Origin of the sequence: Sporosarcina sp. PTS2304 (genome assembly GCF_003351785.1) — a bacterium.
In the GTDB taxonomy this organism is placed as follows: domain Bacteria; phylum Bacillota; class Bacilli; order Bacillales_A; family Planococcaceae; genus Sporosarcina.
Window position 1 is genome coordinate 3,053,915 of record NZ_CP031230.1, and the last position, 24,915, is coordinate 3,078,829.

General features: G+C 42.3%; 25 protein-coding genes and 1 riboswitch. Of the genes, 16 read left to right on the top strand and 9 right to left on the bottom strand.

What is annotated here, in order from left to right; all coding sequences use genetic code 11:
• Window positions 1–91 precede the first annotated feature (91 nt).
• Window positions 92–565, top strand: coding sequence for a general stress protein (locus tag DV702_RS14585; RefSeq protein ID WP_114925399.1), 474 nt, complete (start codon window positions 92–94; stop codon window positions 563–565).
• An 85-nt stretch (window positions 566–650) separates the two neighbouring features.
• Here the strand turns inward: DV702_RS14585 and DV702_RS14590 are convergent, their stop codons facing one another.
• Complete coding sequence (locus DV702_RS14590) at window positions 651–863, bottom strand: CsbD family protein (RefSeq protein ID WP_114925400.1); 213 nt, start codon at window positions 861–863, stop codon at window positions 651–653.
• Window positions 864–1,241: 378 nt separating this feature from the next.
• Here DV702_RS14590 and DV702_RS14595 point away from each other — a divergent pair, with 378 nt between their 5' ends.
• Window positions 1,242–2,450: an MFS transporter gene (locus tag DV702_RS14595; protein WP_205407187.1), complete on the top strand. Its 1,209-nt coding sequence runs from the start codon at window positions 1,242–1,244 to the stop codon at window positions 2,448–2,450.
• 71 nt (window positions 2,451–2,521) lie between these two features.
• Here the strand turns inward: DV702_RS14595 and DV702_RS14600 are convergent, their stop codons facing one another.
• Window positions 2,522–4,171, bottom strand: a complete 1,650-nt coding sequence (locus DV702_RS14600; protein ID WP_114925402.1) for an SLC13 family permease — start codon at window positions 4,169–4,171, stop codon at window positions 2,522–2,524.
• 258 nt (window positions 4,172–4,429) lie between these two features.
• Between DV702_RS14600 and DV702_RS14605 the strand changes: the two genes are divergently transcribed.
• The gene (locus DV702_RS14605; RefSeq protein WP_114925403.1) at window positions 4,430–5,509 is read left to right on the top strand and encodes an AI-2E family transporter; all 1,080 of its coding nucleotides are present in this window, start codon (window positions 4,430–4,432) and stop codon (window positions 5,507–5,509) included.
• A gap of 99 nt (window positions 5,510–5,608) precedes the next feature.
• Complete coding sequence (locus tag DV702_RS14610) at window positions 5,609–5,887, top strand: hypothetical protein (RefSeq protein ID WP_114925404.1); 279 nt, start codon at window positions 5,609–5,611, stop codon at window positions 5,885–5,887.
• Between the two features lie 39 nt (window positions 5,888–5,926).
• On the opposite strand, the gene DV702_RS14615 is transcribed toward DV702_RS14610, so the two are convergent.
• A complete protein-coding gene (locus tag DV702_RS14615; protein WP_114925405.1) occupies window positions 5,927–6,634 on the bottom strand; it encodes a hypothetical protein in 708 nt (235 codons plus the stop codon).
• 124 nt (window positions 6,635–6,758) lie between these two features.
• Here DV702_RS14615 and DV702_RS14620 point away from each other — a divergent pair, with 124 nt between their 5' ends.
• The 4 genes from DV702_RS14620 to DV702_RS14640 all read left to right on the top strand — a co-directional run bounded on the left by DV702_RS14620 (window position 6,759) and on the right by DV702_RS14640 (window position 11,422).
• Complete coding sequence (locus DV702_RS14620) at window positions 6,759–7,577, top strand: ABC transporter permease (RefSeq protein ID WP_114925406.1); 819 nt, start codon at window positions 6,759–6,761, stop codon at window positions 7,575–7,577.
• 5 nt (window positions 7,578–7,582) lie between these two features.
• Window positions 7,583–8,362 (top strand): ABC transporter ATP-binding protein, encoded by a 780-nt coding sequence (locus DV702_RS14625; RefSeq protein WP_114925407.1) that lies wholly within the window; start codon window positions 7,583–7,585, stop codon window positions 8,360–8,362.
• A 53-nt stretch (window positions 8,363–8,415) separates the two neighbouring features.
• Window positions 8,416–9,465, top strand: a complete 1,050-nt coding sequence (locus DV702_RS14630; protein ID WP_205407260.1) for an ABC transporter substrate-binding protein — start codon at window positions 8,416–8,418, stop codon at window positions 9,463–9,465.
• 1,063 nt (window positions 9,466–10,528) lie between these two features.
• Entirely contained in the window at window positions 10,529–11,422 is an 894-nt protein-coding gene (locus DV702_RS14640) for a DMT family transporter (protein ID WP_114925959.1), read from the top strand.
• A 52-nt stretch (window positions 11,423–11,474) separates the two neighbouring features.
• Here DV702_RS14640 and DV702_RS14645 read toward each other — a convergent pair whose 3' ends face one another.
• The 4 genes from DV702_RS14645 to hutG form a co-directional block, all read right to left on the bottom strand.
• Complete coding sequence (locus tag DV702_RS14645; RefSeq protein ID WP_114925409.1) at window positions 11,475–12,425, bottom strand: DMT family transporter; 951 nt, start codon at window positions 12,423–12,425, stop codon at window positions 11,475–11,477.
• A gap of 4 nt (window positions 12,426–12,429) precedes the next feature.
• On the bottom strand, window positions 12,430–13,656 hold the full coding sequence (gene pepT, locus DV702_RS14650) for a peptidase T (protein WP_114925410.1): 1,227 nt from the start codon (window positions 13,654–13,656) through the stop codon (window positions 12,430–12,432).
• 1,164 nt (window positions 13,657–14,820) lie between these two features.
• On the bottom strand, window positions 14,821–16,011 hold the full coding sequence (gene gltS / locus DV702_RS14660) for a sodium/glutamate symporter (RefSeq protein WP_114925412.1): 1,191 nt from the start codon (window positions 16,009–16,011) through the stop codon (window positions 14,821–14,823).
• A complete protein-coding gene (gene hutG, locus DV702_RS14665; protein ID WP_114925413.1) occupies window positions 16,008–16,967 on the bottom strand; it encodes a formimidoylglutamase in 960 nt (319 codons plus the stop codon). The genes gltS and hutG overlap by 4 nt, the downstream gene beginning before the upstream one ends.
• A gap of 113 nt (window positions 16,968–17,080) precedes the next feature.
• Between hutG and DV702_RS14670 the strand changes: the two genes are divergently transcribed.
• Both DV702_RS14670 and DV702_RS14675 read left to right on the top strand, forming a co-directional pair.
• Window positions 17,081–17,998 (top strand): LysR family transcriptional regulator, encoded by a 918-nt coding sequence (locus tag DV702_RS14670; RefSeq protein ID WP_114925414.1) that lies wholly within the window; start codon window positions 17,081–17,083, stop codon window positions 17,996–17,998.
• Window positions 17,999–18,002: 4 nt separating this feature from the next.
• A complete protein-coding gene (locus DV702_RS14675; RefSeq protein WP_114925415.1) occupies window positions 18,003–18,881 on the top strand; it encodes a DMT family transporter in 879 nt (292 codons plus the stop codon).
• Window position 18,882: 1 nt separating this feature from the next.
• Here the strand turns inward: DV702_RS14675 and DV702_RS14680 are convergent, their stop codons facing one another.
• Window positions 18,883–19,758: a LysR family transcriptional regulator gene (locus DV702_RS14680; protein WP_162805819.1), complete on the bottom strand. Its 876-nt coding sequence runs from the start codon at window positions 19,756–19,758 to the stop codon at window positions 18,883–18,885.
• Window positions 19,759–19,893: 135 nt separating this feature from the next.
• On the bottom strand, window positions 19,894–20,115 hold the full coding sequence (locus tag DV702_RS14685) for a DUF2187 family protein (RefSeq protein ID WP_114925417.1): 222 nt from the start codon (window positions 20,113–20,115) through the stop codon (window positions 19,894–19,896).
• Window positions 20,116–20,542: 427 nt separating this feature from the next.
• Here DV702_RS14685 and DV702_RS14690 point away from each other — a divergent pair, with 427 nt between their 5' ends.
• From DV702_RS14690 to DV702_RS14715, 6 genes are all read left to right on the top strand, one after another.
• Window positions 20,543–20,806 (top strand): metal-sensitive transcriptional regulator, encoded by a 264-nt coding sequence (locus DV702_RS14690; RefSeq protein WP_114925418.1) that lies wholly within the window; start codon window positions 20,543–20,545, stop codon window positions 20,804–20,806.
• A 79-nt stretch (window positions 20,807–20,885) separates the two neighbouring features.
• Window positions 20,886–21,365 carry a DsrE/DsrF/DrsH-like family protein gene (locus DV702_RS14695; protein ID WP_114925419.1) on the top strand — a complete coding sequence of 160 codons (480 nt, stop codon included), beginning with the start codon at window positions 20,886–20,888 and terminating at the stop codon, window positions 21,363–21,365.
• 45 nt (window positions 21,366–21,410) lie between these two features.
• On the top strand, window positions 21,411–21,986 hold the full coding sequence (locus DV702_RS14700; protein ID WP_114925420.1) for a sulfurtransferase TusA family protein: 576 nt from the start codon (window positions 21,411–21,413) through the stop codon (window positions 21,984–21,986).
• Entirely contained in the window at window positions 21,986–23,107 is a 1,122-nt protein-coding gene (locus DV702_RS14705) for an MBL fold metallo-hydrolase (RefSeq protein ID WP_114925421.1), read from the top strand. The genes DV702_RS14700 and DV702_RS14705 overlap by 1 nt, the downstream gene beginning before the upstream one ends.
• Before the next feature lie 132 nt (window positions 23,108–23,239).
• On the top strand, window positions 23,240–23,464 hold the full coding sequence (locus DV702_RS14710; RefSeq protein WP_114925422.1) for a sulfurtransferase TusA family protein: 225 nt from the start codon (window positions 23,240–23,242) through the stop codon (window positions 23,462–23,464).
• A 63-nt stretch (window positions 23,465–23,527) separates the two neighbouring features.
• Window positions 23,528–24,304, top strand: a complete 777-nt coding sequence (locus DV702_RS14715) for a sulfite exporter TauE/SafE family protein (protein WP_114925423.1) — start codon at window positions 23,528–23,530, stop codon at window positions 24,302–24,304.
• A 173-nt stretch (window positions 24,305–24,477) separates the two neighbouring features.
• Window positions 24,478–24,581: riboswitch (SAM riboswitch) on the top strand.
• Window positions 24,582–24,915 lie beyond the last annotated feature (334 nt).

Here is a 24,915-nt window from a genome sequence, read left to right on the forward strand (position 1 = left end):
TACGTAGGAGATTAACCATCCAATGGAATGTGTGAAAATTCAGTTAGGCGGGTAGTAGTAAAGCATAGCATGATATAAGGGAGGTGCAGCAATGACGAAAAAACAGTACGTCGGTACATTTCATTCCATTGATAATGTCCTTTATAAAATAACCGAGCTTGAAGCGCAGGGATTTCAAAAAAATCATATGTGTGCGGTATCGAATGTACGAGACGACTTGAAGATATTAGAGGGCGATTCGAAAATTGAATTGATCGGAATCCAAGATGGCTCCATTTGGGATCATACGCGTAGATTATTCAACGACAAAGATGAAATGTTAACGATTTTCATCAAAATGGGGTTTGATAAGCAAGAGGCAAAGAACTTCTATAATGATTTAAAAGAAGGGGGAATTGCATTGTTTGTCAAGCCGTTGTCTGATGAAGAACGGGCAGATTCCATTAATCCTCATGATAGTTCAGTCAGGCAAACAGACAGTGGAGAAAGTTTAGCGGGTGACCCTAACGAGGAAGTAGGCAATCCGATTCCGAATAGTCCACGAATAGATACAAATAATCTGTAAAAAAAAACGGTTCTTCCAGTGAGATGGAAGAACCGTTTTTTACATGGAAAAAGCCTGCTACCGTACGCAGGCTAAGTATATACTATTATGGGCGTTCATCGTGTGCCTCCGTATCACTGAAATGCTCTTTTGCTTTACCGATCTTTTGTTGAACTTCACCTTTTGCTTTGTCCAACTTACCTTCAACTTGCATCTTTGTATCGTCAGTTACATCGCCTACTACATCTTTTACGCTTCCTTTGATTTTATTACCTAATCCTTTTAATTTATCTTCAGTTCCATGATCTTTGTGATCCATGAGATCGCCTCCGTTTTTATTGTTATTATATAAATACCCACTTATAAAGAAATAAAAACATCGAAAAAGGAAGGGATTTATATGACGTTTGAACGTTCACATGGAAAGTAAAATGAAGAGGCTGAGATACAATTAAAATAAAGTCTTTTCCTTTGCGCTCATAGAATGGTCACTTCCGCTCATAGCAATCGTGTTTGCGCTCATAGAATGTTCGCAACCGCTCATAGCGATTGTGTTCGCGCTCATAACTGAACAATCCAGCATATACACGATAGGCAATTAACGCGCAGTCAAGCTGGATGATGAAGACTTTGTGTATGTGTATCTCAAAAGTGCTATAATTTTATTATTCGTATTTTATTGACTGGAAGTGCCTGTATGAAACAACAAACTAAATCGACTATTCGCGAATTGCGTTATTGGCGTATCGTCCTCGGGCTTGGGTTGGCTTCTATGCTCATTTTTGCTTCTATGTATGCAATCCAGCCACTTTTACCGATTTTAACAACAGAATTTAATGTCTCTGTCTCGACTGCTAGTTTAGCGATGTCTATTAATACAATTGGATTGATTATCGGTCTCGTCATTTTAGGATTTTACTCTGATCGCATTGGACGTTCAATTTTTGTGAAAACATCCATTTTATTGACGGCCTTATTATTTATCCCTATGTTTTTGACACAGTCTTTTCTGATGATTCTCTTCCTACGTTTTTTACAAGGGTTTGCGATGGCAGGTGTACTAGCTGCTGCTCTTGCTTATATCAACGAAGAGATCCATGAACGTGTGGTAAGCGTAGCGACTGCACTTTATATTTCATTTAATGGAACGGGTGGTATGCTTGGGCGTTTTGTGACAGGTTATTTGGCAGAGCGCTGGTCATGGGAATTGTCTCTGCAACTACTTACACTATGCGGTGTAGGGGTGTTTTTGCTGTTATTACTAGCTTTGCCTAAATCTAGACACTTTCAACCGAGTAGGGAATCAGTGAGAAAAGATATGGAGGGTTTTGGTTTTCATTTGAAAAATCCCAATTTGTTAATCGTGTTTGGGCTAGGAATTGTCATGCAATTAAGTTTCACAGGAATGTGGACATTTTTGCCTTTCCATCTCACCGTTTCTCCTTTTGATTTGACGTTAGACGAAGTGTCTTATATTTACTTTGCTTATGCGTTTGGAATTATCGGTGCACCGCTTGCAGGTTCACTCGCAGCAAAGTATAGTATGAAAACAATTCGTCTGACAGGTGTTTTCTTTCTCGCTGTCGGTTGTTTACTAACAATTCCGATGAAATTACCATTTGTCGTCATCGGCTATTGCATCATCTGCCTTGGGTTTTTCTCGGCTCATTCATTAACTGCGGCTTCTGTCAGCAAAGAGGCAACCCATCATAAAGGCAGTGCATCTAGTTTGTATCTCGTTTCTTACTATGTCGGAATGGCGGCGGGAAGTACGCTGACGACACCTCTCTGGCAATATGCAGGCTGGATGGGTTTAGCTGTATTCTCAGCAATAATTCCGTTAGTCTACGTGCTTATGATCCGTTTCCGCAAAAGAAGGCGACGAATGATTAGTGAGGTGAGATAGACAATGAAAAGTCTAAACTTGCTTTGCAATAGAAAAACAGGTGCATGGAATGTGTCCAGCACCTGTTGGAATTACCCTTTAAATACTTCAGGAATGGTATGTAAGTCAATACCCCAAAGTAGAGGGAGTAAGAAGTAAATACAAAGCGTTACGAGTACAACGCCTAAAATATTGAGTGCAAAGCCTGCTTTTGCCATGTCGGGAATACGTAAATATCCCGAACCGAAAACAACTGCGTTTGGCGGAGTTGCAACGGGCAGCATGAATGCACAAGAAGCAGCCACGCCAGCAGCAATCATTAGCGCATACGGATGGAAACCTAGCGCAAGTGCTAACGATGCCATAATTGGATACATCATTGAAGCCGTGGCAGTATTCGACGTAATTTCAGTCAAGAAAATGACGAGAGTGGAAACGATTAAAATAATGACGATCAACGGAACACCTTTTAAACCAATCAGTTGAGTACCAATCCACTCTGAAAGTCCACTGCTGACGAATCCAGCAGCAATCGCAAGTCCACCACCAAATAATAGTAAAATACCCCATGGTAACTTAACTGCTGTATTCCAATCCAGCAAATGATCTCCCTTTTTATTGAAAGAAGGAATGATGAATAGAATCATAGCGAAGACGATAGCGATTAATCCGTCACTTAATCCATCTACAAACTTAGACAAGAAGAACGATCGCGTGATCCATGAAAAAGCTGCTAAAGAAAAGACGATAAATACGAGAATTTCTTCAATCGAAGGACGGCCTAATAATTTCTTTTCTTGTTCGATTACTTCACGTCCTCCTGGCAAATCTTTTACAGGAGACTTATAGACGATTTTTACTAAGTAGAACCAAGTCAACAGTATGAAAACCCAAGCGAATGGTACACCGAACAACATCCATTTACCAAATGATAATTCAATGCCATAAATTTTGTTAACGGCTCCTGCTAACAATGTATTTGGAGGTGTTCCGATCAACGTGGCAATGCCGCCTAAAGAAGCGGAGTAAGCGATACCTAGCATTAATGCTTTACCGAACCCAAAATTTTCTTTTGATGTATCGATTGATGAATCCTCTTTCAATGCTATGGTTACTTGTGTAATAATCGCAAGACCAATAGGCACCATCATCATAGCGGTCGCAGTGTTCGAAATCCACATGGAAAGAAATCCGGTCGCAACCATGAAACCCAATACAATTTTATCCATATTTGTACCAATTGCCGAAATAATAGTTAAAGCAATTCTACGATGGAGATTCCATTTTTCGAGCGCAAGTGCGATCATAAAGCCGCCCATGAATAAGAAAATAGTTTCATCACCATAAGAAGAAGCTGTTTCTTTCATTTCGAGTCCGCCTGTTAGTGGAAAGAGAACGAGCGGCAACATGGAGGCGACGGGAATCGGAATAGCCTCTGTAATCCACCAAACTGCAATCCACACCGTACTAGCAAGGATCGCAATACCCGCTGTAGATAAATCAGCAGGTTTGAAAAAGAGTAAAATAAGGGAAAACAATAATGGACCTAGTAGTAAGCCGATTAGCTGTGTGGCAGAATAACTACGAGAATCCCTACCCCCTCCTTCATTTTGAACACCAATTTTTTTCCCACCGTCACCGCCCTTGACCATTTCCGAAGAATTAGGCGCGGCGAAAAAACGGAAGACGTCTTTTACTTGATCGTGTAATGACCAAAGACGATTCCAAGTTTGTTGTAACATAAGATCCCTTCATTTCTTTGTTGTTTTTCTGGATGAATTTTAATTCCTTCCAAGACAGACCTATTTTACCGATGAATAACAGATTGGACAAGGGAACTTTTAAATTTCTTCATATGTTAGTCAATAATTGTTACAATACAGTGTAGAATTCCACGGTTATTGTATAGCAATACTTTATGAAGGCAAATTTCGACAGGAACTACTGAACAACGTATACTAATATTACTTGTATAATTACAAACGAAAGGAAGTGAGAATGTGACGAAGAAAGTATGGTTCCAAGTGGGAGTCGGCATTTTACTTGCTCTTTTAATTACTAAATATTTCTTGGAAGTAAATTACATCTTTAAGCCAGTCGGTATCATTTTACAGACGATTATTATGCCGTTAATCTTTGGTGGTTTACTGTACTATATGACAGAGCCGATTCAGCGTTTGCTGGAGAAAAAAGGAATGCCTAGATGGGGGAGCATCGTTTCCGTCATTCTCATCTTAGTGGCGGTTCTATGGATTTTAATCGCGCTGATCGGTCCGATTGTTACAAAGCAAGTAAACAATCTAGTCGAAAATGGGCCTGCTCTAACAAGACAGTTAGACCAATTAAAAAATGAGGTAATTAATCAGAAAGATAATTTACCTGAAGGATTACAAGATTCACTGAACTCAGCGATAGAGTCTGTTCAATCGTTTGCGGTAAAGTTTGGTAAATGGTTCATTCAATTTATCCAATCGTTTGTCCAAGCGGTCGTCTTATTACTACTCGTTCCATTTTTCTTCTTCTTTATGTTGAAGGATCACGAAAAGTTTGCACCTAAAATTTATAATTTGTTTTCTGGACAACGTCGTGAATGGGTGAAGAAAACTCTTTCAGATATTGATCACGTGCTACGTTCATATATTCAGGGGCAGTTACTGATTAGTGCTATTCTGGCAACTATTATACTTGTCGGATACCTAATTATTGGCTTAGAATATGCATTGCTGTTGGCGATTCTCGCTTTATTCATGAATCTGATTCCATTTATCGGGCCGTGGATTGCAGTCGCTCCCGCCTTACTCATCGCGTACTTGCAAGATCCAAAGTTAGTCATTTGGGTAGGCGTGGTGACATTAGTTGCGCAACAGACAGATAGTAATTTAATTACGCCGAATGTCATGGGGAAAACACTTGATATTCATCCGCTGACTGTAATCACAGTGCTATTAGTAGCAGGAAGTATTGCGGGATTTTTAGGGATTTTAGTGGCGGTTCCAGCCTATGCGGTAGGAAAAGTTGTCGTGCAAAATATTTATGCCCGACGAAGAGAAATTCGACGTGCTGCTACAAAAGAAGTGTAATGAGGAAGCCTTTCAGTGCTAATACTGGAAGGCTTTTTTCGTATGATGGATAAAAATGCACTACTTACACATGCTAATAAAAAAGAAAGGATGTAGTGCGTGTTAACAGAATTCCCGATAGTTCATACGAATATTTGGGACGCCGTTTGGGGTGTTCCCGTCGTGCTAGTTATTGTCTTGCTAGCCAAATGGCTGCTGAATGTTCCGCTCACTTGGTTATCGACAGTCGCAACCGCTAGCGGATTGTTTTTATCCATTTTTGTCAGTCATCCAGGAAATTTATCCGCTGGTATTTTCATGGGTTTTTTCTATAGCGGGGCGGCTATGGGGATTATCTTTTCTACAAAGCAATCGCTTCGTGCATATAGAAACAGTTAAAACAGGTCCTTCGCAACGAAACGCGAAAGGATCTGTTTGTTATGGTAATGGACAAAAACCACAACGTAGTAAGCCAGGTACGTCTTTTGAAAAACAACAGGTTTTACGCACCGTTGTGTTCAGTAAGGCAGACGGTTCTGATCCGTTTAAGTAACTAGAAAATCGTGAATGCGTATGAATACCCAACCATACATCATCACGTTTCAATACTTCCAAATCCTCTCGTGCTTCCAATTCGCTTGCAGGATCTGATAATAATACGTGGTATTGCCATAGCCAAAAACCGAAAACGTTCTCCCATGCAGTGAGTGGGGAAAGAGGTACCGCTGTACGCAATGAAGTAATGACTGCATGAGCATCTTCCAAAATTCCGCGGATTCGTATGTAGCGATCATCGTCTTCAACCGTTTGCCAGTCATTGGCAGCTACGAAAGTACTAATCGTTCTGTTTCCGTATTCCTCCACCACCCCGAATTGTAAATTTTCTGGCGTACCGCTCCATAACTCATCGTATGCCGCAAGATTGTATAACTGCATAGCAAAAAACATCCCGATGCGACGCATAAAATAGGAGGCAGCTACGACTTCATCTGGGCTTTGGCTAACTGTCTGTATGACTCGAACTACATCCCTGACCTTTGTGTGGTCTTGTAGATCGGACAACGTACATATCGGATGCTTTGGTATGTCTACGTAAATACTATAACTATTCAATTCTCTGATTTGGTCTGCTGTAAGTGTATTCATAAAGTTAGTATAAGCAAAAAAGGGAGTAGAGACAAATGGTTCGTCCAGTCATTCATAGCGATACGTAAGCCCAACCAACTCACTAGGCAATTACATACAATAGGCAGTGAAGAGGTGGTGAAGGGTGAAAGATCAACAACTAGCTCGTGACCAATCATTTGAAGTAGAACAAAAAGAATGGCAGAGAAGACGGCGGAATGAACGCGGTAAGCAATTATTGACTATTGTGTCGCCGATCTTTCTGTTGGTATTGTGGGAAATACTGTCGAGGGCCGGTGTGCTAGATATTCGGTTTTTCCCTCCTCCAAGCCGAATTGTTCAAACGTTTTATGACATGATCGTCAGTGGTATGATGGCGAAACATGTCGGTGTTTCATTGTACCGAATTTTCATCGGATTTTTAGCAGGTGTCATTCCGGGTGTGATGATCGGGTTGTTAATGGGTTTATATTCGCCGATACGACATTTCATTCAGCCGATTGTTATGGCTCTTATGCCGATTCCGACATTAGCCTTATTGCCGATTATCATTATTTTGTTTGGCATTGGAGATTTGTCGAAAGTCGTGACGATTGCGGGAAGTGTGTTTTTCCCTGTTGTCATCAATACAGCTGCGGGTGTCTTGAACATCGATAAAATTTATTTGGATGTCGCAAATAATTATCAAACGAATCGTTGGAATTTCTTTTTTACAATTGCTCTTCCTGGTTCGTTACCTGTCATGCTAGAAGGAATTCAGATGGGGCAGGCCATTGCACTATTAACTATTGTAGCTGCAGAAATGATGGGGGCCACTTCGGGTATCGGTTATTTGATCTGGACTTCCTATAAAGCCTTTTTATTACCTGAAATGTATGTAGGCCTCATTCTCATCTCCTTTTTCGGCTACTTATTTTCAGTACTATTACGTGCTCTTCAACAGAAGTTATTGCCTTGGAGGTGAAGAAGATGAAAGGGCGACCTAAAATCATAGTAGATGGTCTCATGAAGACTTTTTACAAGAAACAAGGGAGTGTCATCGCCCTAGAAGATATTTCCCTAACGATTGAAGAAGGAGAGTTTGTTTGCCTAGTCGGTCCTAGCGGGTGCGGTAAGACGACCCTTCTTCGGATTTTGGCTGGGCTTGAACAACCGAGTGTAGGAAGTTTTACGATTGAGACAGATTCTGAAGATCGACCGTTGCAGTCGATGGTGTTTCAAGAACGTGGAGTGATTCCGTGGTTGACTGTTCGCGAAAACGTCGCATACGGTTTGAAGATGCGTAAATTACCAAAAGCATTGATTGAAGAACGAACGAATGAATATTTGAAGAAAACAGGGTTGGAACGATTTGCTTCCTTGTATCCTAAAGAGTTATCTGGCGGTATGAAACAACGAGTTAGTATCGCAAGGGCATTTGCCAATGATCCGGAGATTTTGCTAATGGATGAACCGTTTGGCGCACTAGATGAACAAAATCGATTCATCTTACAAGAGGAACTGTTGACTATTTGGGCGGAGACGAAGAAGACGGTTTTATTCATTACACATAGTATCGATGAAGCGTTGCTATTAAGTGATCGCATTTTGTTGATGGGTGCGCAGCCTGGAAAGATTATAGCTGAAATTACGATAGACCATCCGCGACCACGAAAGATTGAGGATAGTAGAAAAGATCCCGAAATGGCAGCGATTTTCATTGAGATATGGCAACACTTACAAGAGGAAGTTTTGAAGTCAAGAGAGTAAACGATAGAAGGAGCGATGGTGTGGGAAAGTGGTTGAAAAAAGTAGGTTGGGTCATGATGCTCGCAGCTGTATTAGTCATTGGTGCTTGTTCTCCGAAGGAAACCGTACAACCTGTAACGGATGATGGAACACAACCGTCTGGAGATTTGGCACCGCTTGAAAAACGAGCGAAAATATACATCGCGGAAGATGGTGCGGCATCGGGTGCTGGATTTTATATTGCTAAGGAAAAAGGCTATTTTGAAGACTACAACATTACAGTAGATTTTGCAGACTTTGCGAATAGTGATGATATGTTGCCGGCATTAGCGGCAGGAGAAGTCGATATCGCTGGCGGTGTCTCCACAGCTTCCTTTTTTAACGCGATTGCACAAGGAATCGATGTGCGAATTATTGCTGATAAAGGCCATAATATGCCAGAGAAATCGTATTTTAGTTTCGTCATCGGCAATCATATGATCGATGTAATCAAAGACTATAGTGATTTCAAAGGTAAGAAAATTGCAGTCTCTTCCCGAAATTCGATTGACGGTTATATTTACGAAGAGATGCTAAAGCATGCGGGCTTGACAGAAGACGATGTAGAATATGTTCACATCGCAGACTTTGGAGCGATGCTTGGGGCGATTGATTCGGGAACTATTGATGCGGCACTCAATATTGAACCGTTAATCGCACAAGGAATTCACAATAAGTTCCATGTTCGGTTTGGGGATACGACTGATTATGCACCTGAATCACAGATTGCGATGGTATTGGCTTCGCCTAAATTCATGGCCAATGAAGAGCTGTCGATCCGTTTTATGGCTGCCTATTTAAAAGGAGTACGTGATTATAACGATGCCTTCTTTAAAGGTAAAGGAAAGAAAGAAGTTGTCGATATTATGGTGAAGCATACTTCTCTTAAAGATCCTGACTTATGGGATAGGGTGTTTGTCACAGGACTGGATCCGAACGGTAAAATGTTCGTTGATGATATAAAGAAGCAATACGAAACGTACAAAGCGAACGGTGCGATTCGTGGGGAAATTGATTTTGATAAGTCCGTAGATCCAACGCTTGTCGAACGAGCGATTAAAGAGATTGGGTTGTATGAGGAATGAAGCAAAAGTTGAACGTCTCAATCAAAAAAATCAGTGGGAAATTCTAGTAAAGCGGAATAACTCCCTCACAAAACATATCAAGCGGCTGTCTAGTCCTTGTGACAAGTCCAGCCGCTTTCCGGAGGGGGCGCGGTGGACCTCGCAAAAGTGCATTGCGAGTTACACCTGTCACCCTGATCCTCTCGGAGTCGATCGTCTTCCAGCTTCAGCCGTACTTAGTGTGTGTAAGACAGGCTGATCACTCTTTGTAGAGGATGAAAACCAAGTAGAATTGTTTGATACAATCTGACCGCTTTTGAAGTTAGATAGTGGTGAAGTATTATCAGCTATTATGACCGCTTCGATGAACTGAGGGAAAAAAAGCAATGACTCTATATGCATTCAGTCAGCAAATCCAAAGCTTCACCACACTGTTTAGGAAGCAGAACTTACCATACTCTATTTCTGGACGAACACTAACTGGCTTCCCAACAAAAACTCCAGGATTCTCCCGAAAGAACCGGCGACTCCTGGAGGATCAGGACGACAGGCGTAATCGCCAACGCACTTCTGGCGAGTCCGCCGCGTCCCCTCAGGAAAGCGTCCGGTTCTGCAGGGAGAATCCTCACACGTACACTCATTTTCTTCACCAAAAAAGAAAAGTCACTTATCCCACTCAAACTTCTGGACGAACACCAACTGACATCCCGACACAAATTCAAGGATTTTCCCGGAAGAACCGGCGACTCTGGGAGGATTAGGGTGACAGACGTAATCGCCAACGCACTTTTAGCGAGTCCGCCGCGTCCCCTCAGGAAAGCGTCCGGTTCTGCAGGGAGAATCCTCGTACACTCACTCTACAAACAAATATCGCTCTGTTGCTTTTTCAACTTATGCAAGCTCAGATAGCCAATATGATGAGTTTAAACATAATAACTAGTCATATTACTTTCGTAGTTCTCATCATTCAACTAACCCCTGCCTCTGTCTAGAAGCGGGGTATTTGCTTTGGAAAATTCGCTATGTTCCCTCTACTATTCATGGTAAACTAATACGACAGCTAAGTGGAAGTATGGTGAATGGTGTGAAGAAATATATAGGTGAAATAGGGTTAGTAATTACTGCGGTTATTTGGGGAAGCGGGTTTGTGATGAGTGCCATCGCGCTCGATCACTATACTCCCTATCAAATTTTAGCCGTGCGATTTACGATTGGAGCGGTCATGCTCAGCATCGTATTCCATAAACGCTTGCGTCAGATGGACAAGTCTGTCTTATGGAAAGGTGCACTGCTCGGCTTGTTGTTGTACATGGCTTTTGCACTGCAAACGGTCGGTCTGCAATTTACAACGCCTTCAAAAAATGCATTTTTAACAGGTGTAAATGTAGTCATAGTTCCGTTCATCGCCCTCATATTATATAAAAGAAGACTTGATACATTTGAATTATTTGGTGCCGTGTTAGCGCTCATTGGTGTAGCGGTTCTTTCTCTGCAATGGTCTGCTGGTATTAATATTGGCGATGTACTGACACTCGGTTGTGCAGTCATGTTTGCATTTCATATTTTTTACACAGCGCGATTTGTTCGAACGGAAGATGCGGTATTATTAACATTGCTACAGATGGCCGTGGCTGCGGTGGTTGGCTGTGTCACTGTGATTTTATTGGGAGAAACATCTTTTTCGATAGATACGACTGGTGTTAGTTCCTTACTGTATTTGGCTGTTTTCTCAACGACGATCGCCTTTTTGATGCAAACGATAGGGCAAAAATATGTATCTGAAACGAAAGCAGCGATTATTTTGTCGACAGAGTCTGTATGGGGCATGATATTTTCCGTTGCGCTCGCCTATGAACTGCTAACGTTTCGTATGTTTTTGGGCGCGTTACTCATATTTATCGCGATTGTATTATCTGAAGTGAAACCGCAAATAATGAAAAAACGAATGATACGACAAGTGAAAGAACGAAACGTCTAAAAAAGGCGATCTGAAAAGTCTGTATGACAAGACTTCGCAGATCGCCTTTTATTTATCGTTTAGCAGCCAAAGCTGTTTGGTAACTATGCAATGACATCCCGCCAATAATGACTAACACACCAATCAATGAAACCGTGCTAGGTAAAGGAAGACTGAGTAAGATCATTTCCCCGATCATCGCAAAGATTAACTCAATAGATTGTGTAGCTTCTACTGCAGCTAATTTCCCCTGATCCTGTCGCACCATGTCGGTTGCCATGAAAAAGAGAGAAGTTGCAATGACGCCTGAACTAATAGCGATTAACAAAGATTGAATAACTTGACTCATAGAAGGAGGACCTACTGTCGCCCATGCATAAATAGCCATCAGTAACCAAACGGGAATCGTCATGAGAGTCATGGCCAAAACACGTTGGAACATATCCAACCGTCCATTAAGCAAGTTCATCATCTTGCGATTACCTAATGGATAAGAGAAAGCTGCAACTACTAGAGGCAATGTTCCCAGCAAAATAGATTTCAATGGAATACTGCTGGCATGTGGGATTTGAATTAAGACGACGCCTGCTAAAATAATCAATGAAATCAGTAGGGAGGCGATAGGAATACGATGCCGAATAGTCTGCAATTCTCCCGTTTTGTTTAATACTTGAAATGTGAAGAAGGGTGCTAGCAATACACCTGCCACAATAGTCATTTGAAATGTTCCCGCCACTAACCAGCCTGGACTATACCCCGCAGCGAACGTCAACGGTCCATAAAATAGAACGAATGCTACAAAGCTCCAGCCGAAGAAGGGAAGGGGGGAAGCGGTCATTTCCCTCTTCATTCCGCCCAATCCGCCACGTAAAGCCACAATCGCCACAAGAAATGGCACCATGAAGAAGTAGCGTAACGAAGCACTCCACAACCAGCTTCCACCTTCTAGCTCCATCGATCTATTTAGAACGAAGGTAACCGCAAAAAAGAGTGCAGACAAAATACCAATTCCAATAGCTTTCATCTGTTTATCCCCGTTGCTCTTGAAGTTTCAATGCTTCGATAATTACTTGAGTTGCCAGTACCATATTGTCAGCTGAAATGAATTCATATTTCCCATGATAATTTTCGCCGCCTGTGAAAATATTCGGTGTAGGCATACCCATATACGATAATTGTGAGCCATCTGTCCCGCCGCGAATCGGTTCAATTTTAGGCTCGATGCCAAGCGTACGATAGACATCTGCAATCACGTCAACAATTTCCATGACCGGTTCAATCTTTTCACCCATATTGAAGTATTGATCAGTCAATGAAAGTTCTACCGCATGTAATCCATGCTTTTCCTGAAGACGTGTCACTGTATCTTGTACTAGCTGTTTTCGCGCTTCGAATGCTTGTCGGTCGAAATCACGAATAATATAGTGATACGTTGTTTTCTCTACCGTACCTTCCGCTTCCATTAAATGAATGAATCCTTCATAATGCTCGGTTTCTTGTGGGATTTCATTCGCTGGCATCGCTGCTTGGAATTCTGCCGCAATTAATAAAGAGTTGACCATTTTTCCTTTCGCAGTACCTGGATGCACGTTCGTTCCGTGGAATGTTAGCACCGCGCCCGCTGCGTTGAAGCTTTCATACTGTAATTCGCCAAGTGGTCCACCGTCCATCGTATAAGCATATGTTGCACCGAATCGTTCCACATCGAACTTGTGTGGGCCACGTCCAATTTCTTCGTCAGGTGTGAAACCGACACGAACTTTACCGTGCTTGATCTCCGGATGTTCGACTAAGTATTGCATAGCCGTCATAATTTCCGTGATGCCTGCTTTATCATCGGCCCCAAGCAATGTCGTGCCATCTGTTGTGATCAGCGTATGCCCAACATAATTAGTAAGCTCGGGGAATGCCTGCACTGTCATCATTGTCGTTTCATTTAAAGGAATATCCTTACCATCGTAGTTATCAATACGCTGTGGTTGGACGTTAGTACCTGTATAGTCTGCCGCCGTATCGACATGCGCTAAAAAGCCGACAGTCGGTAGTTCTTTGTCTGTGTTCGCTGGCAACGTCGCAAATAAATAGCCGTTCTCGTCCAGTGAAATTTCTTCCAAGCCAATAGTAGCCAGTTCCTTCTCTAACATATGCAATAACTCCCACTGGCCTGCTGTAGACGGTGTAGTCACCGAGTCGGGATTTGACTGTGTGTCGATTTTTGCATAACGAATTAAGCGTTCGATTAGTTGTTCTTTCATATAAGAAACCTCTCTTCGGATGTAGTTTTGTGTTTTCAGTTTAACAGAAGTGTAAGCGAATTACGTCCAAAACGAACGCAAAAATAACCGGTGAGCATCCGGTTATTGAAAGTGTATAGATGTATAATTTTCTCATTCATTTATTTAAAGACGATTTTGACTTTGGGGATTAGATGGAGTGAGGCTGACTTAGCGTGTCATGCGGGTTGCGCTTCCAGACGATACGCTTTCCGGAGGGGACGCGGCGGACCGTCAAGCGCTGCGGGTTACGCCTGTCGTCCTGATCCTCCCGGAGTCGATCGTCTTCCAGCTTCAGCCGGACTTTGTGTATGTAAGACAGGTTGATCACTCTTTGTAGGTAGTGAAAACCAAGTAGAAATGTCTGATACAATGCGACCGTTTTTGAAGTTAAAAAGCGGTGACGTGTTGCTAGCTACTATGACTGTTTCAATGAACTGAGTGGAAAAAGAAATGACTCTATACACATTCGTCAGACAATCTAAAGCTTTATCTACACTGTTCAGGAAGCGTAATTTGCCATCCTTCATTTCTGGACGAACACAGACTGACTTACGAACACAAACTCAAGGATTCTCCCGAAAGAACCGGCGACTCCTGGAGGATCAGGAAAAGCCGTTGCGAAGTACGGCTTTTGCGAGTGAAGCGCAGCGAGAAGGAGCACATTTTGGCACTTGACAGGTGTAATCGCCAACGCACTTTTGGCGAGTCCACCGCGCCCCCTCAGGAAAGCGTCCGGTTCTGCAGGGAGAATCCTAGCACGTACACTGCTTTTCTGCACCGCACTGGAGAAGTCACTTACCCCATTCAAAATTCTGGACGAACACCAACTGACTTCCCGACACAAACTCAAGGATTCTCCCGAAAGAACCGGCGACTTCTGGAGGATCAGAGTGAAAGCCGTTGCGAAGTACGGCTTTTGCGAGTGAAGCGCAGCGAAAAGGAGCACATCTTTGCATTTACAGGCGTAATCGCCAACGCACTTCTGGCGAGTCCGCTGCGCACCCTCAGGAAAGCGTCCGGTTCTGCAGGGAGAATCCTAGCACGTATACTATTTTTCTGCACCACCAAAGGAGAAGTCACTCACCCCACTCCAATTTCTGTACGAACCCCGACTGACTTGCAACTTCCCATCACCACTCTACATCAACTAAATATATTAATCGTCGTAATAATAATCGGCATCGACACAACGTCTATCAAGAACGCACCGACAATAGGAACGATCAGGAACGCCTTGCGCGAAGGGCCGTATCGTTCTGTTACAGCCGCCATATTAGCCATAGCGTTTGGTGTAGCGCCAAGACCGTGACCAGCAAAACCGGCTACCATGACAGCGGCGTCGTAGTTTTTACCAAGAATACGGAACAAGACGAAAATACCGAATAGCACAACGAACAATACTTGTACAAAGACGATCACTAATAATGGTAGTGCCAAGTCGGCAACTTCCCATAATTTAATGCTCATTAATGCCATCGATAAAAATATTCCAAGAGACACGTCACCGATTAAGTTGATGCTTGTCATATGAACAGCATCTGGCTTTACTCGATCGACGAGATTGCGTACGATCACAGCAACGAACATAGCCCCGACATAGCCTGGCATGACAAATCCGGTAGCGTCAGAGAACAAGTCACCGATGAATGTACCACCTGCAATACACAAAGTGATAAGCAACACTTGCGTCAAGAAGTTATCAGTATTGATCGCTGGTTCGTGTGCTTCTGCAGAGTACGCCACTTCGTGTTCCACTTCAGTAGATTGTAACTTATACTTTTTAATAAGGAACCTAACAATCGGTCCTCCTACCAATCCGCCCGCGACGAGTCCGAATGTAGCGGCAGCGATACCAATTGAAAGTGCGGAGTCGATACCTAGACTCTCCAATGTTTGTCCGTATGCGGTAGCTCCGCCATGACCACCTTCCATCGAGACAGCACCTGCCATCATACCGATTAACGGGTGAAGATTAAATAGGTAAGACATCGAAACACCAATGACGTTCTGAGCCAAAGCTAAAAATCCACAGGCTGCCCAATAAATGAGCAATAGTTTTCCACCTAGACGAATTAAGCTAAAACTTGCTCCTAAACCAACTGTTGTGAAGAATGTTAACATAAATAAATTTTGTAGTGAAGTGTCTAATTGAAAGCTAAGTAAGTCAAAATACTTCAAAATAGTCGCTAAAATAGCGAAAAGCAACCCGCCTACAACAGGGGCGGGGATGCAAAATTTTTGAAGGAAGCCAACCTTACGTACTAACATCGTTCCGATCGTTAAAAGAGCTAGTGCTAAAAATAGCGTAGTAATTTGATTGAGCTCGATTGTCATGTCGTTCTTCCTCCTAGCAAAGCGACAATTGCTTCGTTTGTTAAATAAGCGCCTAGTTTCACTGTTTGGTTTTGAATATCAAGCGCCGGATTAATTTCTGAGATGTCAAATGAAAGGGTTTTCTCATGAGAGGCGACTGTTTGGATAAATGTACGCACGACCAATGGATCCAGTCCGAAAGGTGAAGGTGCACTTACACCGGGTGCGCATGCCGCATTCAAGACGTCAGAGCATAATGTTAACAAAACATAGTCTTGTTGTTCAATGAATAAGATGATTTTCTTCAAAGTATCGTCCAGATGACCCGATGAAATTTCCTGCTCTAGCACATACGTCACACCTTGAGCATCTGCCTCTTCGAATAGAATGTCTGTATTTCCGAACTCCTGAATTCCCACTACTAAATATTCCACGTTTGGATCTGTATCGAGCATTTGCTTGAACATTGTGCCCGAACTGGGTTGCTCATCATAGCTTCGCAAATCGAAATGAGCATCGATATTAACGACGCCAAGCTTCGCGTCAGGGCCGATAAACTCTCGCACACCTAAATAATGACCGTAAGCGGTTTCGTGACCGCCACCTAAAATGACCGGATGCGCTTTCTTCTCTAAACTTTTTTGAACAGCAGCTCCTAATTCAGCTTGGGCACTTTCTAATTGCGTGTCTTCGCACACTATCGTACCTATATCAAACAGTTGGCATTCTGCAGGCATGCGCCAAGGGAGTTTAGCTAATTCACCCCGCAGAGCATTTGGACCTGCAGCAGCCCCGAGTCGGCCATTATTGCGGCGGACTCCTTCTTCAGATGAGAAGCCGATTAATGCACATGTCTTATTGGTAACGCTTTCTTTTAACTCCGAAAGTTGAACGATTTGATGCATACGAAATGCGGATCTATTAGTAGTACTATCTACACGACCGGACCAGTCTGATTTATTTGTTTGAATTAACAATATACTTCATCCTTTCACTCATGGTACATTTAGTATAAAGTGTTTCATTTATTATTTCTAATACCTCTTTTTCATATACTCATGCCTTTTAGTTATAAATGGGGGAGATTTGCATGGAAATTAAGCAATTGCTGTATTTTGTGACAGTCGTTCAGCTGGCTAGTTTTTCTGAGGCAGCAAAAAAATTACATTTATCACAACCATCTTTAAGTAAAGCGATTAAAAACCTAGAATCTGAAGTAGGCTTTCGTCTTTTGGAACGAACAACAAAAAAACTTCAGTTGACCGAATCGGGAAAAGTAATTTATAAACGTGCACTTTTTATTTTGAACGAAACGGATATTTTACAGCAAGAGATTAAAGAAGTGAAGTGGAATGGTAATGGCTCCGTGCAAATTGGAATGATTGAATCGGTGAAAAATTGGATTCCCTCTATTTTACATTGGTATCAGCAAGCTTTTCCGGCAATGAAGGTAAAGTTAACTGAAGTGCTCGATCGTGAAGATGTTGAGCGAGCGCTTCGTCAATATGAAGTGCATGCTTGCTTAACTAATCATTTCATGGATGCTCCTCATCTATTGACCACTCCGCTTTACGAAGAAAGACTCGCTGTGATTATACATCCTGCTCATCCATTGGCAAAAAAATTTCAGTTGACACTAGCTGATTTAGAAAATGAGCCTTTTATTATAACGAGTGATGGGTTTCAGACGAGACATGATATTATCACCGCTTTTGAAGAAGCGAACGTCCCCATGACTATTCAATATGAAGTGGAGCGGTTTGAGACGATTATAGAACTAGTGAGAGCGAATATAGGGATTTCTATTATACCCCAAAGGTATTTTGATAATCGCATCGATTCGTCTCTCGTTATCAAAATAATTGATTCCCCTAGGCTTACACGTACTGTCTATTTAACGTATTTAAAAAATCGCTATATGCCGCCTGCTATTGAAGCTTTGATTGGCCGTATGCAGATGCCGCTGACAAAGAACACGCCAATTAGTAAGTGGACGGAAAAGGAGTAATTCTATGAACAAACTACTGTTTGGATTTCTAGTAGTCGTAACGACCGGATTAATGGGTTCGTCGTTTGCGATTGGTAAAATTGGACTGGAATATTCATCGCCTTTGCTGCTAGTCGCTTTACGTTTTACAATTGCAGGGGTAATTATGGCGGTCGTTGTCAAAATAGCAAAGAAGCCGCACCCCCAATCGTTGGGCGAGTGGAAATGGCTGGTGCTGATCGGTTCATTGCAAACTGCTGCTGTAATGGGTTGTATTTTCATGGCATTACGTACGATTACTTCAGGAGAAACATCGATTTTAACGTTTACTAATCCATTGTTAGTCGTTGTAATTGGTACGCTTGTATTGAAAATCCGTTATCGTTTACAACAATGGTTGGGTGTAATTTGTGGTTTGTTTGGCGTATTTATCACGATGGGCGGCCATTTGGATTTAAAAATTGGGACGATTCTTGGATTTATGTCTGCTGTAGCGTGGGCTTGTGCGACATTGCTCGTAAAAGTACATGGTCATCGCTTTGATACATGGGTGATGACGGCGTATCAAATGCTGTTTGGCGGATTACTCTTATTCGTGGCAAGCTATATATTGGAGGAGCCGTTCTTTGTAGCGAATGCTTTATCGCTAGCCATTTTAGGATGGCTGGCGATTGCAGCATCCATTATTCAGTTTTCGATTTGGTTCTATTTACTGCAAACGGGAAATCCCGAGCGAACGAGTGCGTTTCTGTTCCTCGCGCCATTTTTCGGCACGTTATCTGGCTGGGTGTTATTGGACGAGCAATTGTCTATCTCACTGATTTTCGGCGGGTTGCTAATCAGTGTAGGTATATTCCTAGTCAACTGGCGCAGTAAAAGGGAATTAAAGAAATTGGCAAGCTAGCTCATAGTTTCCATAAACGGCAGTAGGCATCTAATTCATCTAAAAAGACTTGTGAAGTGGCGGATGGTTTCGCAGTAAGTGTGTAGAAAGGACGTCGAATCGGCGAAAGCTTATAAGATAAAACAGTGAGTTCGCCACGTTCGAATTCCCGCTTACAGCTATGACGGGATAAAAAGGCTATACCTAAACCGCTCAGTACGGATTGTTTCCTACTTTCAGGTGAACTGACGATAGTATGTGTAGGATTTACACCGTATTGTTGCAGCGACTGATCGATCAGTGTCCGGCTCGGATCTTTCGTGTCCGGCAAAATCCAATGAACATTTTGTAAGTCTATAATCGAAGAACTTTTCTTATGAGCTAAAGGGTGGGTGGAGGATGAAACAAGAAGTAATTCATCTTGCATAAACATAGTAGCTGACGATATTTCTGCTACTTCACTGCAACCCACATCTGCTTTCTTCTGGCGCAATAGATTAGCAATCGCGTAAGAGTCATCTACATGTAGTTCAATAAGCAGATCTGGAAACTTTGCATGTAACCGTGTGAGAACGTCAGGTAAAATTCCTTCTGCAATGACAGGGGTGGAAGCGATGCGTAGAGGACCTTTTACTGGCCTTTGCTGCTGTTGCAGCTCAACCTTTGTACGGTCTGCTAACTTTATAAGCTCAATTGCGCGTTCATATAATAATTGTCCGGCAGGTGTTACTTGAAAGCTGCGGGACGTCCGGGTCAATAGCGGCGTCTGTAACGTAGATTCCAAGTTTTTTACGTGTAAACTAACAGTCGGTTGGGCGATTTTTAACAGTCGCGCAGCCTTTGTGAAATTTTCACTGTCTACTACAGCGACAAACGTCTTTAACTCTTCTAACTGCATAGGATAACCTCCTTCTATCATTATTTGTGATTGATTTTATTGTATCATGAAGGTTTTGTGATTAATAGTATGGAAAACTTATTTCTGAGCAAAAAAAAATAGCCCTGCAAGTAAGCTGCAAGGCATCAAGAAAAGTTAAACAATTGTGTAATTTTTGTGTGCAACGACAGTCATATTGGAAGCTGCACCAATTTGCTCTGCGTCTGCATCGGAAATTTTGACGATGACGGAGTTTTCAAGAATCTTGTGGATGGTTCCAGAAACTTCATGATCATTACGGTTGAAAGATATGACTTCATCTACATGTCGAGATGCTACAAAATCAGAAACCGGACGATCTTTACGTGGGAATGCCATTCAAATCAACTCCTTCATTAGTTAGAATCTCATCTGCCAGGACAGGTGGAATAAACGTACAATAGCTTACTAGAACTAGTATACCACATTTCGCGGAAAAATTCAGAATAGAAGAAGCTTGTCGAATGGAATCGATAAATAAAGGCTTTTCACCAAAACATGGTCTTGACTCCCTTTAGTACATAATCCATTCTAAATTACACTCCAGTAAAATGGTTTCCTTATAATGCTGTGGTTTGCGCGTAAAGAATTATTTCATTTCCTTTTTCGGTCGTACTTACAACTTTAGTGGATACAGATGTTTTTTATACTCTTTTTTGGTCAATAACAGATTATGGTGAGGAGCCGAAATAATACGTAAACCTTTTGGTTGACATTATACCTACAGGGGTATATGATAAGTGTAATGAAAAGGACGGTGAGAGAAATGGAATACGATGACAAAGTAAAAAATCGCTTAAAACGAATTGAAGGTCAAATTAAAGGCGTCTTGCGTATGATGGAAGAAGGCAAGGATTGTAAAGAAGTCATCACCCAATTATCTGCCAGTCGTTCTGCAATTGATCGAACAATCGGCGTCGTAGTGAGTACTAACTTAATTGCGTGCATGGAGAACTTGGATGAAACCGATGATCGTACACATGAGTCGATTATTAATGAAGCTGTAAACTTGCTTGTAAAGAGTCGATAGGTCAAATAATTGACTCTTTTTTTATACATGATAATATACCCCTATAGGTATACAGAGATTAGTAGAGAGGAACGAGAATATGACTGAACAAAAGAAAACAACGATTGTGTTATTTAGTGGAGATTACGACAAAGCGATGGCGGCTTATATTATTGCCAATGGAGCTGCGGCGTACGATCATGAAGTAACCATTTTTCATACATTTTGGGGATTAAATGCACTGCGAAAAGATGAACCGATTAAAAGCGATAAGAGCTTCATTGAAAAAGCATTTGGAAAGATGATGCCGCGTGGTGCCGATAAAATGGGTCTTTCTCAAATGAATTTTGCTGGAATGGGTCCTAAGATGATCAAACAAGTGATGAAAAAGCATAATGCGATGACGTTGCCGCAACTTATAGATTTGGCGATAGAGCAAGATGTGAAGCTGATTGCTTGCACGATGACAATGGATTTACTTGGTCTAAGCGAAACGGAATTACTTAAAGAAGTCGAGTATGGTGGTGTAGCGGCTTACTTAGGAGAAGCGCAAGATGGTCAGGTAAATTTATTTATTTAATTTTTTTAATCAAAATAATACCCCTGGGTGTATAGGAGGAAGCGAATGATTCAGACAAATAATGTAGTAGACGCGAAAGGGTTGGCTTGTCCGATGCCAATTGTAAAGACTAGAAAAGTGATTAAAGAAATGGAAGAAGGACAAGTGCTTGAAGTTTTGTCTACAGATCCAGGCACCGTAGCGGACTTACGTGCTTGGTCTGAGAATGCGGGACATCATTATATAGGAAACATCGTAGAAGATGGAGTATGGCGGCATTTTGTTAGAAAAACAGCAAAAGCGGAGAAACAGGAAGCGGTTTACCCATTTACTGTTGAGAACAATCAATTGATAGAGAGTTTACAACATCCGCAAGCGCTGCTTATCGACGTAAGAGAAGAGGCAGAGTTTACTTTCGGTCATATACCTGGAGCATTATCTATTCCGTTAGGTGAACTGGAAGACCGAATGTCCTATTTAGATAAAAGTCAAAAGTATTACATTATTTGCCGCACAGGAAATCGTAGTGATATGGCTTGTCAAAATCTCGCCAATGCTGGATTTAAGTGTGTCACTAATGTAGTGCCGGGAATGTCAGAGTGGAATGGAACAGTGGAAAATACAACGGGGGGTATAGAATAATGAGAACAGTTCAAGCAGGAGAAGTTGCTAAAAAGGTGATGGCTAAACAATCATTATTTATTTTAGACGTACGTAATCAAGATTCATTCGAAGATTGGAAAATTGAAGGGGAACAAGTCCGTCATCTGAACGTACCGTACTTTGAATTACTAGATGGCGCAGAAGGAATTGCAGATCAATTGCCGAAAGATCAAGAAATTCTTGTAGTTTGTGCAAAAGAAGGCTCCTCTATTATGGTGGCGGAAATCCTTGAAGAAGAAGGGTATGACGTAGCCTACTTAGCAGGCGGTATGAAAGCGTGGAGTGAGCATTTGGAGCCTGTGAAAGTGGCGGATTTGAAATCGGGCGGTGAGCTGTATCAATTCGTTCGTATCGGTAAGGGATGCCTTTCTTATATGGTGATTTCCGGCAGAGAAGCAGCTATTGTAGATGCTACACGAATGACAGACGTTTTCTTAGACTTTGCTGCAGAGCGTGGTGCAACGATTACACATGTCTTAGATACGCATCTCCATGCTGATCATATTTCAGGAGGCCGTCAAATTGCACAAGCTACTGGCGCGACGTACTGGTTGCCACCGAAAGATGCGGAGGAAGTAGTGTTTGACTATGCAGCGCTTGAAGGCGACACGATAATTGAAATCGGCACAACGAAGATTGATATCCAAGCGCTGTATTCTCCAGGTCACACGATTGGTTCCACTTCCTTTATCGTTGATGATAGTTATTTGCTGACAGGAGATATTTTATTCATCGATTCCATCGGGCGTCCCGATCTAGCCGGGTTAGCAGAAGATTGGGTGAGTGATCTTCGAGAGTCGTTATACAAAAGGTATCAAGAGTTGTCTGGAGATTTAGTCGTATTACCTGCTCATTTTACGATTATGGAAGAGTTGAATGAAGACGGTAGTGTAGCTGAGAAACTCAGTGTCTTATACGAGCGTAATCATGGATTGAACGTAAAAGACGAGGAACAATTCAGGCAGCTCGTCACTGGTAATCTGCCACCGCAACCCAATGCCTATCAAGAAATTCGCCAAACGAATATGGGCAAGATCACGCCAGACGAAGATAGACAGCGAGAAATGGAGATTGGCCCTAATCGGTGTGCGGTGAGGTAACGGGCGAGTGCATGACTGGTTGGTGGCGTTACAAAATTCCTTATTTCCAAAAGCCATTTCCTTTCTTGGGAAAATTAACAGGATTGGGTAAGTACAACAAAAAATAACTCAAACAAAAAGGAGAAGATATAAATGACAACAACATTCTTAGACGCAAAAGGGCTAGCATGTCCTATGCCAATCGTTCGTGCAAAGAAAGCAATGAAAGACCTGCAAGAAGGAGACGTTCTAGAAATTCATACAACCGACAAAGGATCCGTAGCAGACCTAACTGCATGGGCAACATCAAGCAACCATCAAATCACTGACCAACAACAGGAAGCGGATGTCTTTAAATTTTGGATTCAAAAAGGGTAAACTAAGAGGAGAGGGATGTATGACATCCTTCTCTCAACAGTTTAAGGAAGAAGGGAGGACATCATGAGTATTTCATTTATCATCACCATCTTCCTCATCGGATTTGTCGGTTCATTTCTTTCTGGCATGATGGGTATTGGAGGCGCAATTGTCAAATACCCCATGTTGCTATTTATTCCTGCCCTACTCGGTTTCACCGCATTTTCACCGCATGACGTGTCGGGAATCACGGCAGTTGAAGTATTCTTTGCCTCTTTATCAGGCGTCTTAGCCTACCGAAAAAGTAATTTAATAGTAAAACCACTTGTTCTATATATGGGAATCAGCGTATTGGTCGGAAGCGTCATAGGTGGTGCAGGCTCCAGTTTACTGTCGGAGTCTACTGTTAATATCGTCTATGGTGTACTTGCGGTTATGGCGGCTATTATGATGTTTATTCCCAAAAAAGGGTTAGATGATATGCCGATAGACGAAATTACGTTTAATCGTTATGTTGCTTCAGGAGCAGCATTCATAGTAGGTCTAGCCGCGGGGATCGTTGGGGCAGGAGGGGCTTTTATTTTGGTGCCTGTCATGTTAGTCATTTTGAAAATACCAACGCGTGTCACCATTGCTACTTCGTTAGCGATTACGTTATTGTCGTCGGTCGGTTCTGCTACAGGAAAGATTTTCACGGGTCAAGTACCTTATGGGCCCGCGCTTGTAATGATCGTGGCGAGTATAATTGCGGCTCCAATTGGTGTCAAGGCTAGTCGCAGGGTGAATACTAAAGTGTTACAAGGCATTTTAGCAGTGCTGATTATGGCTTCTGCTGTTAAGATTTGGTGGGATATTTTTTGAGCTGTTTCTGAAGTTAGGAAGTGGCTACAGAAAGCCGAAGCCTCACAAAGTTATAAATTGCATTCACTCGTGAAGGAAATATTACCGATTTCTAAACATTCTATTAATAAGTTCTTGCAATAGATAGTAAATACCCTTATACTATCCCTCAAGATGGAAACGAATAGTACACACTCTTATCAAGAGCGGCGGAGGGAATAGGCCCTGTGATGCCCGGCAACCGGCGAAAGCAAAGGTGCTACTTCCTACAGACTGGTAACAGTTTGGAAGATAAGGGGGAAAAGCGAAAGCACAGCCCTCTTCTGACGCATAGGAAGAAGGGTTTTTTCTATAGTGGAAAGCTAAGCGCCCTCTATCGCTTTTCGGTGTCTAGCTCTAGAGGGCAGCTGCTCGGGTCGTTTCGGTCTGTGCGAAAAAGGGGAAGATCGCCCTTTTGCGCCCAGCCCTCCAACGCCTGTCGCAGCTAAGCGCCCTCTATCGCTTTTCGGTGTCTAGCTTTAGAGGGCAGCTGCTCGGGTCGTTTCGGTCTGTGCGAAAAAGGGGGAGAACGCCCTTTTGCGCAGAGCCCTCCAACGCCTGTCGCAGCTAAGCGCCCTCTATCGCTTTTCGGT

Coding starts and splice junctions, on each gene's coding strand:
- DV702_RS14585 (WP_114925399.1), top strand. CDS start 92: ATGACGAAAAAACAGTACGTCGGTACATTTCATTCCATTGATAATGTC.
- DV702_RS14590 (WP_114925400.1), bottom strand. CDS start 863: ATGGATCACAAAGATCATGGAACTGAAGATAAATTAAAAGGATTAGGT.
- DV702_RS14595 (WP_205407187.1), top strand. CDS start 1,242: ATGAAACAACAAACTAAATCGACTATTCGCGAATTGCGTTATTGGCGT.
- DV702_RS14600 (WP_114925402.1), bottom strand. CDS start 4,171: ATGTTACAACAAACTTGGAATCGTCTTTGGTCATTACACGATCAAGTA.
- DV702_RS14615 (WP_114925405.1), bottom strand. CDS start 6,634: ATGAATACACTTACAGCAGACCAAATCAGAGAATTGAATAGTTATAGT.
- DV702_RS14625 (WP_114925407.1), top strand. CDS start 7,583: ATGAAAGGGCGACCTAAAATCATAGTAGATGGTCTCATGAAGACTTTT.
- DV702_RS14630 (WP_205407260.1), top strand. CDS start 8,416: ATGATGCTCGCAGCTGTATTAGTCATTGGTGCTTGTTCTCCGAAGGAA.
- DV702_RS14645 (WP_114925409.1), bottom strand. CDS start 12,425: ATGAAAGCTATTGGAATTGGTATTTTGTCTGCACTCTTTTTTGCGGTT.
- pepT (WP_114925410.1), bottom strand. CDS start 13,656: ATGAAAGAACAACTAATCGAACGCTTAATTCGTTATGCAAAAATCGAC.
- gltS (WP_114925412.1), bottom strand. CDS start 16,011: ATGACAATCGAGCTCAATCAAATTACTACGCTATTTTTAGCACTAGCT.
- DV702_RS14670 (WP_114925414.1), top strand. CDS start 17,081: ATGGAAATTAAGCAATTGCTGTATTTTGTGACAGTCGTTCAGCTGGCT.
- DV702_RS14675 (WP_114925415.1), top strand. CDS start 18,003: ATGAACAAACTACTGTTTGGATTTCTAGTAGTCGTAACGACCGGATTA.
- DV702_RS14680 (WP_162805819.1), bottom strand. CDS start 19,758: ATGCAGTTAGAAGAGTTAAAGACGTTTGTCGCTGTAGTAGACAGTGAA.
- DV702_RS14685 (WP_114925417.1), bottom strand. CDS start 20,115: ATGGCATTCCCACGTAAAGATCGTCCGGTTTCTGATTTTGTAGCATCT.
- DV702_RS14690 (WP_114925418.1), top strand. CDS start 20,543: ATGGAATACGATGACAAAGTAAAAAATCGCTTAAAACGAATTGAAGGT.
- DV702_RS14695 (WP_114925419.1), top strand. CDS start 20,886: ATGACTGAACAAAAGAAAACAACGATTGTGTTATTTAGTGGAGATTAC.
- DV702_RS14700 (WP_114925420.1), top strand. CDS start 21,411: ATGATTCAGACAAATAATGTAGTAGACGCGAAAGGGTTGGCTTGTCCG.
- DV702_RS14705 (WP_114925421.1), top strand. CDS start 21,986: ATGAGAACAGTTCAAGCAGGAGAAGTTGCTAAAAAGGTGATGGCTAAA.
- DV702_RS14710 (WP_114925422.1), top strand. CDS start 23,240: ATGACAACAACATTCTTAGACGCAAAAGGGCTAGCATGTCCTATGCCA.
- DV702_RS14715 (WP_114925423.1), top strand. CDS start 23,528: ATGAGTATTTCATTTATCATCACCATCTTCCTCATCGGATTTGTCGGT.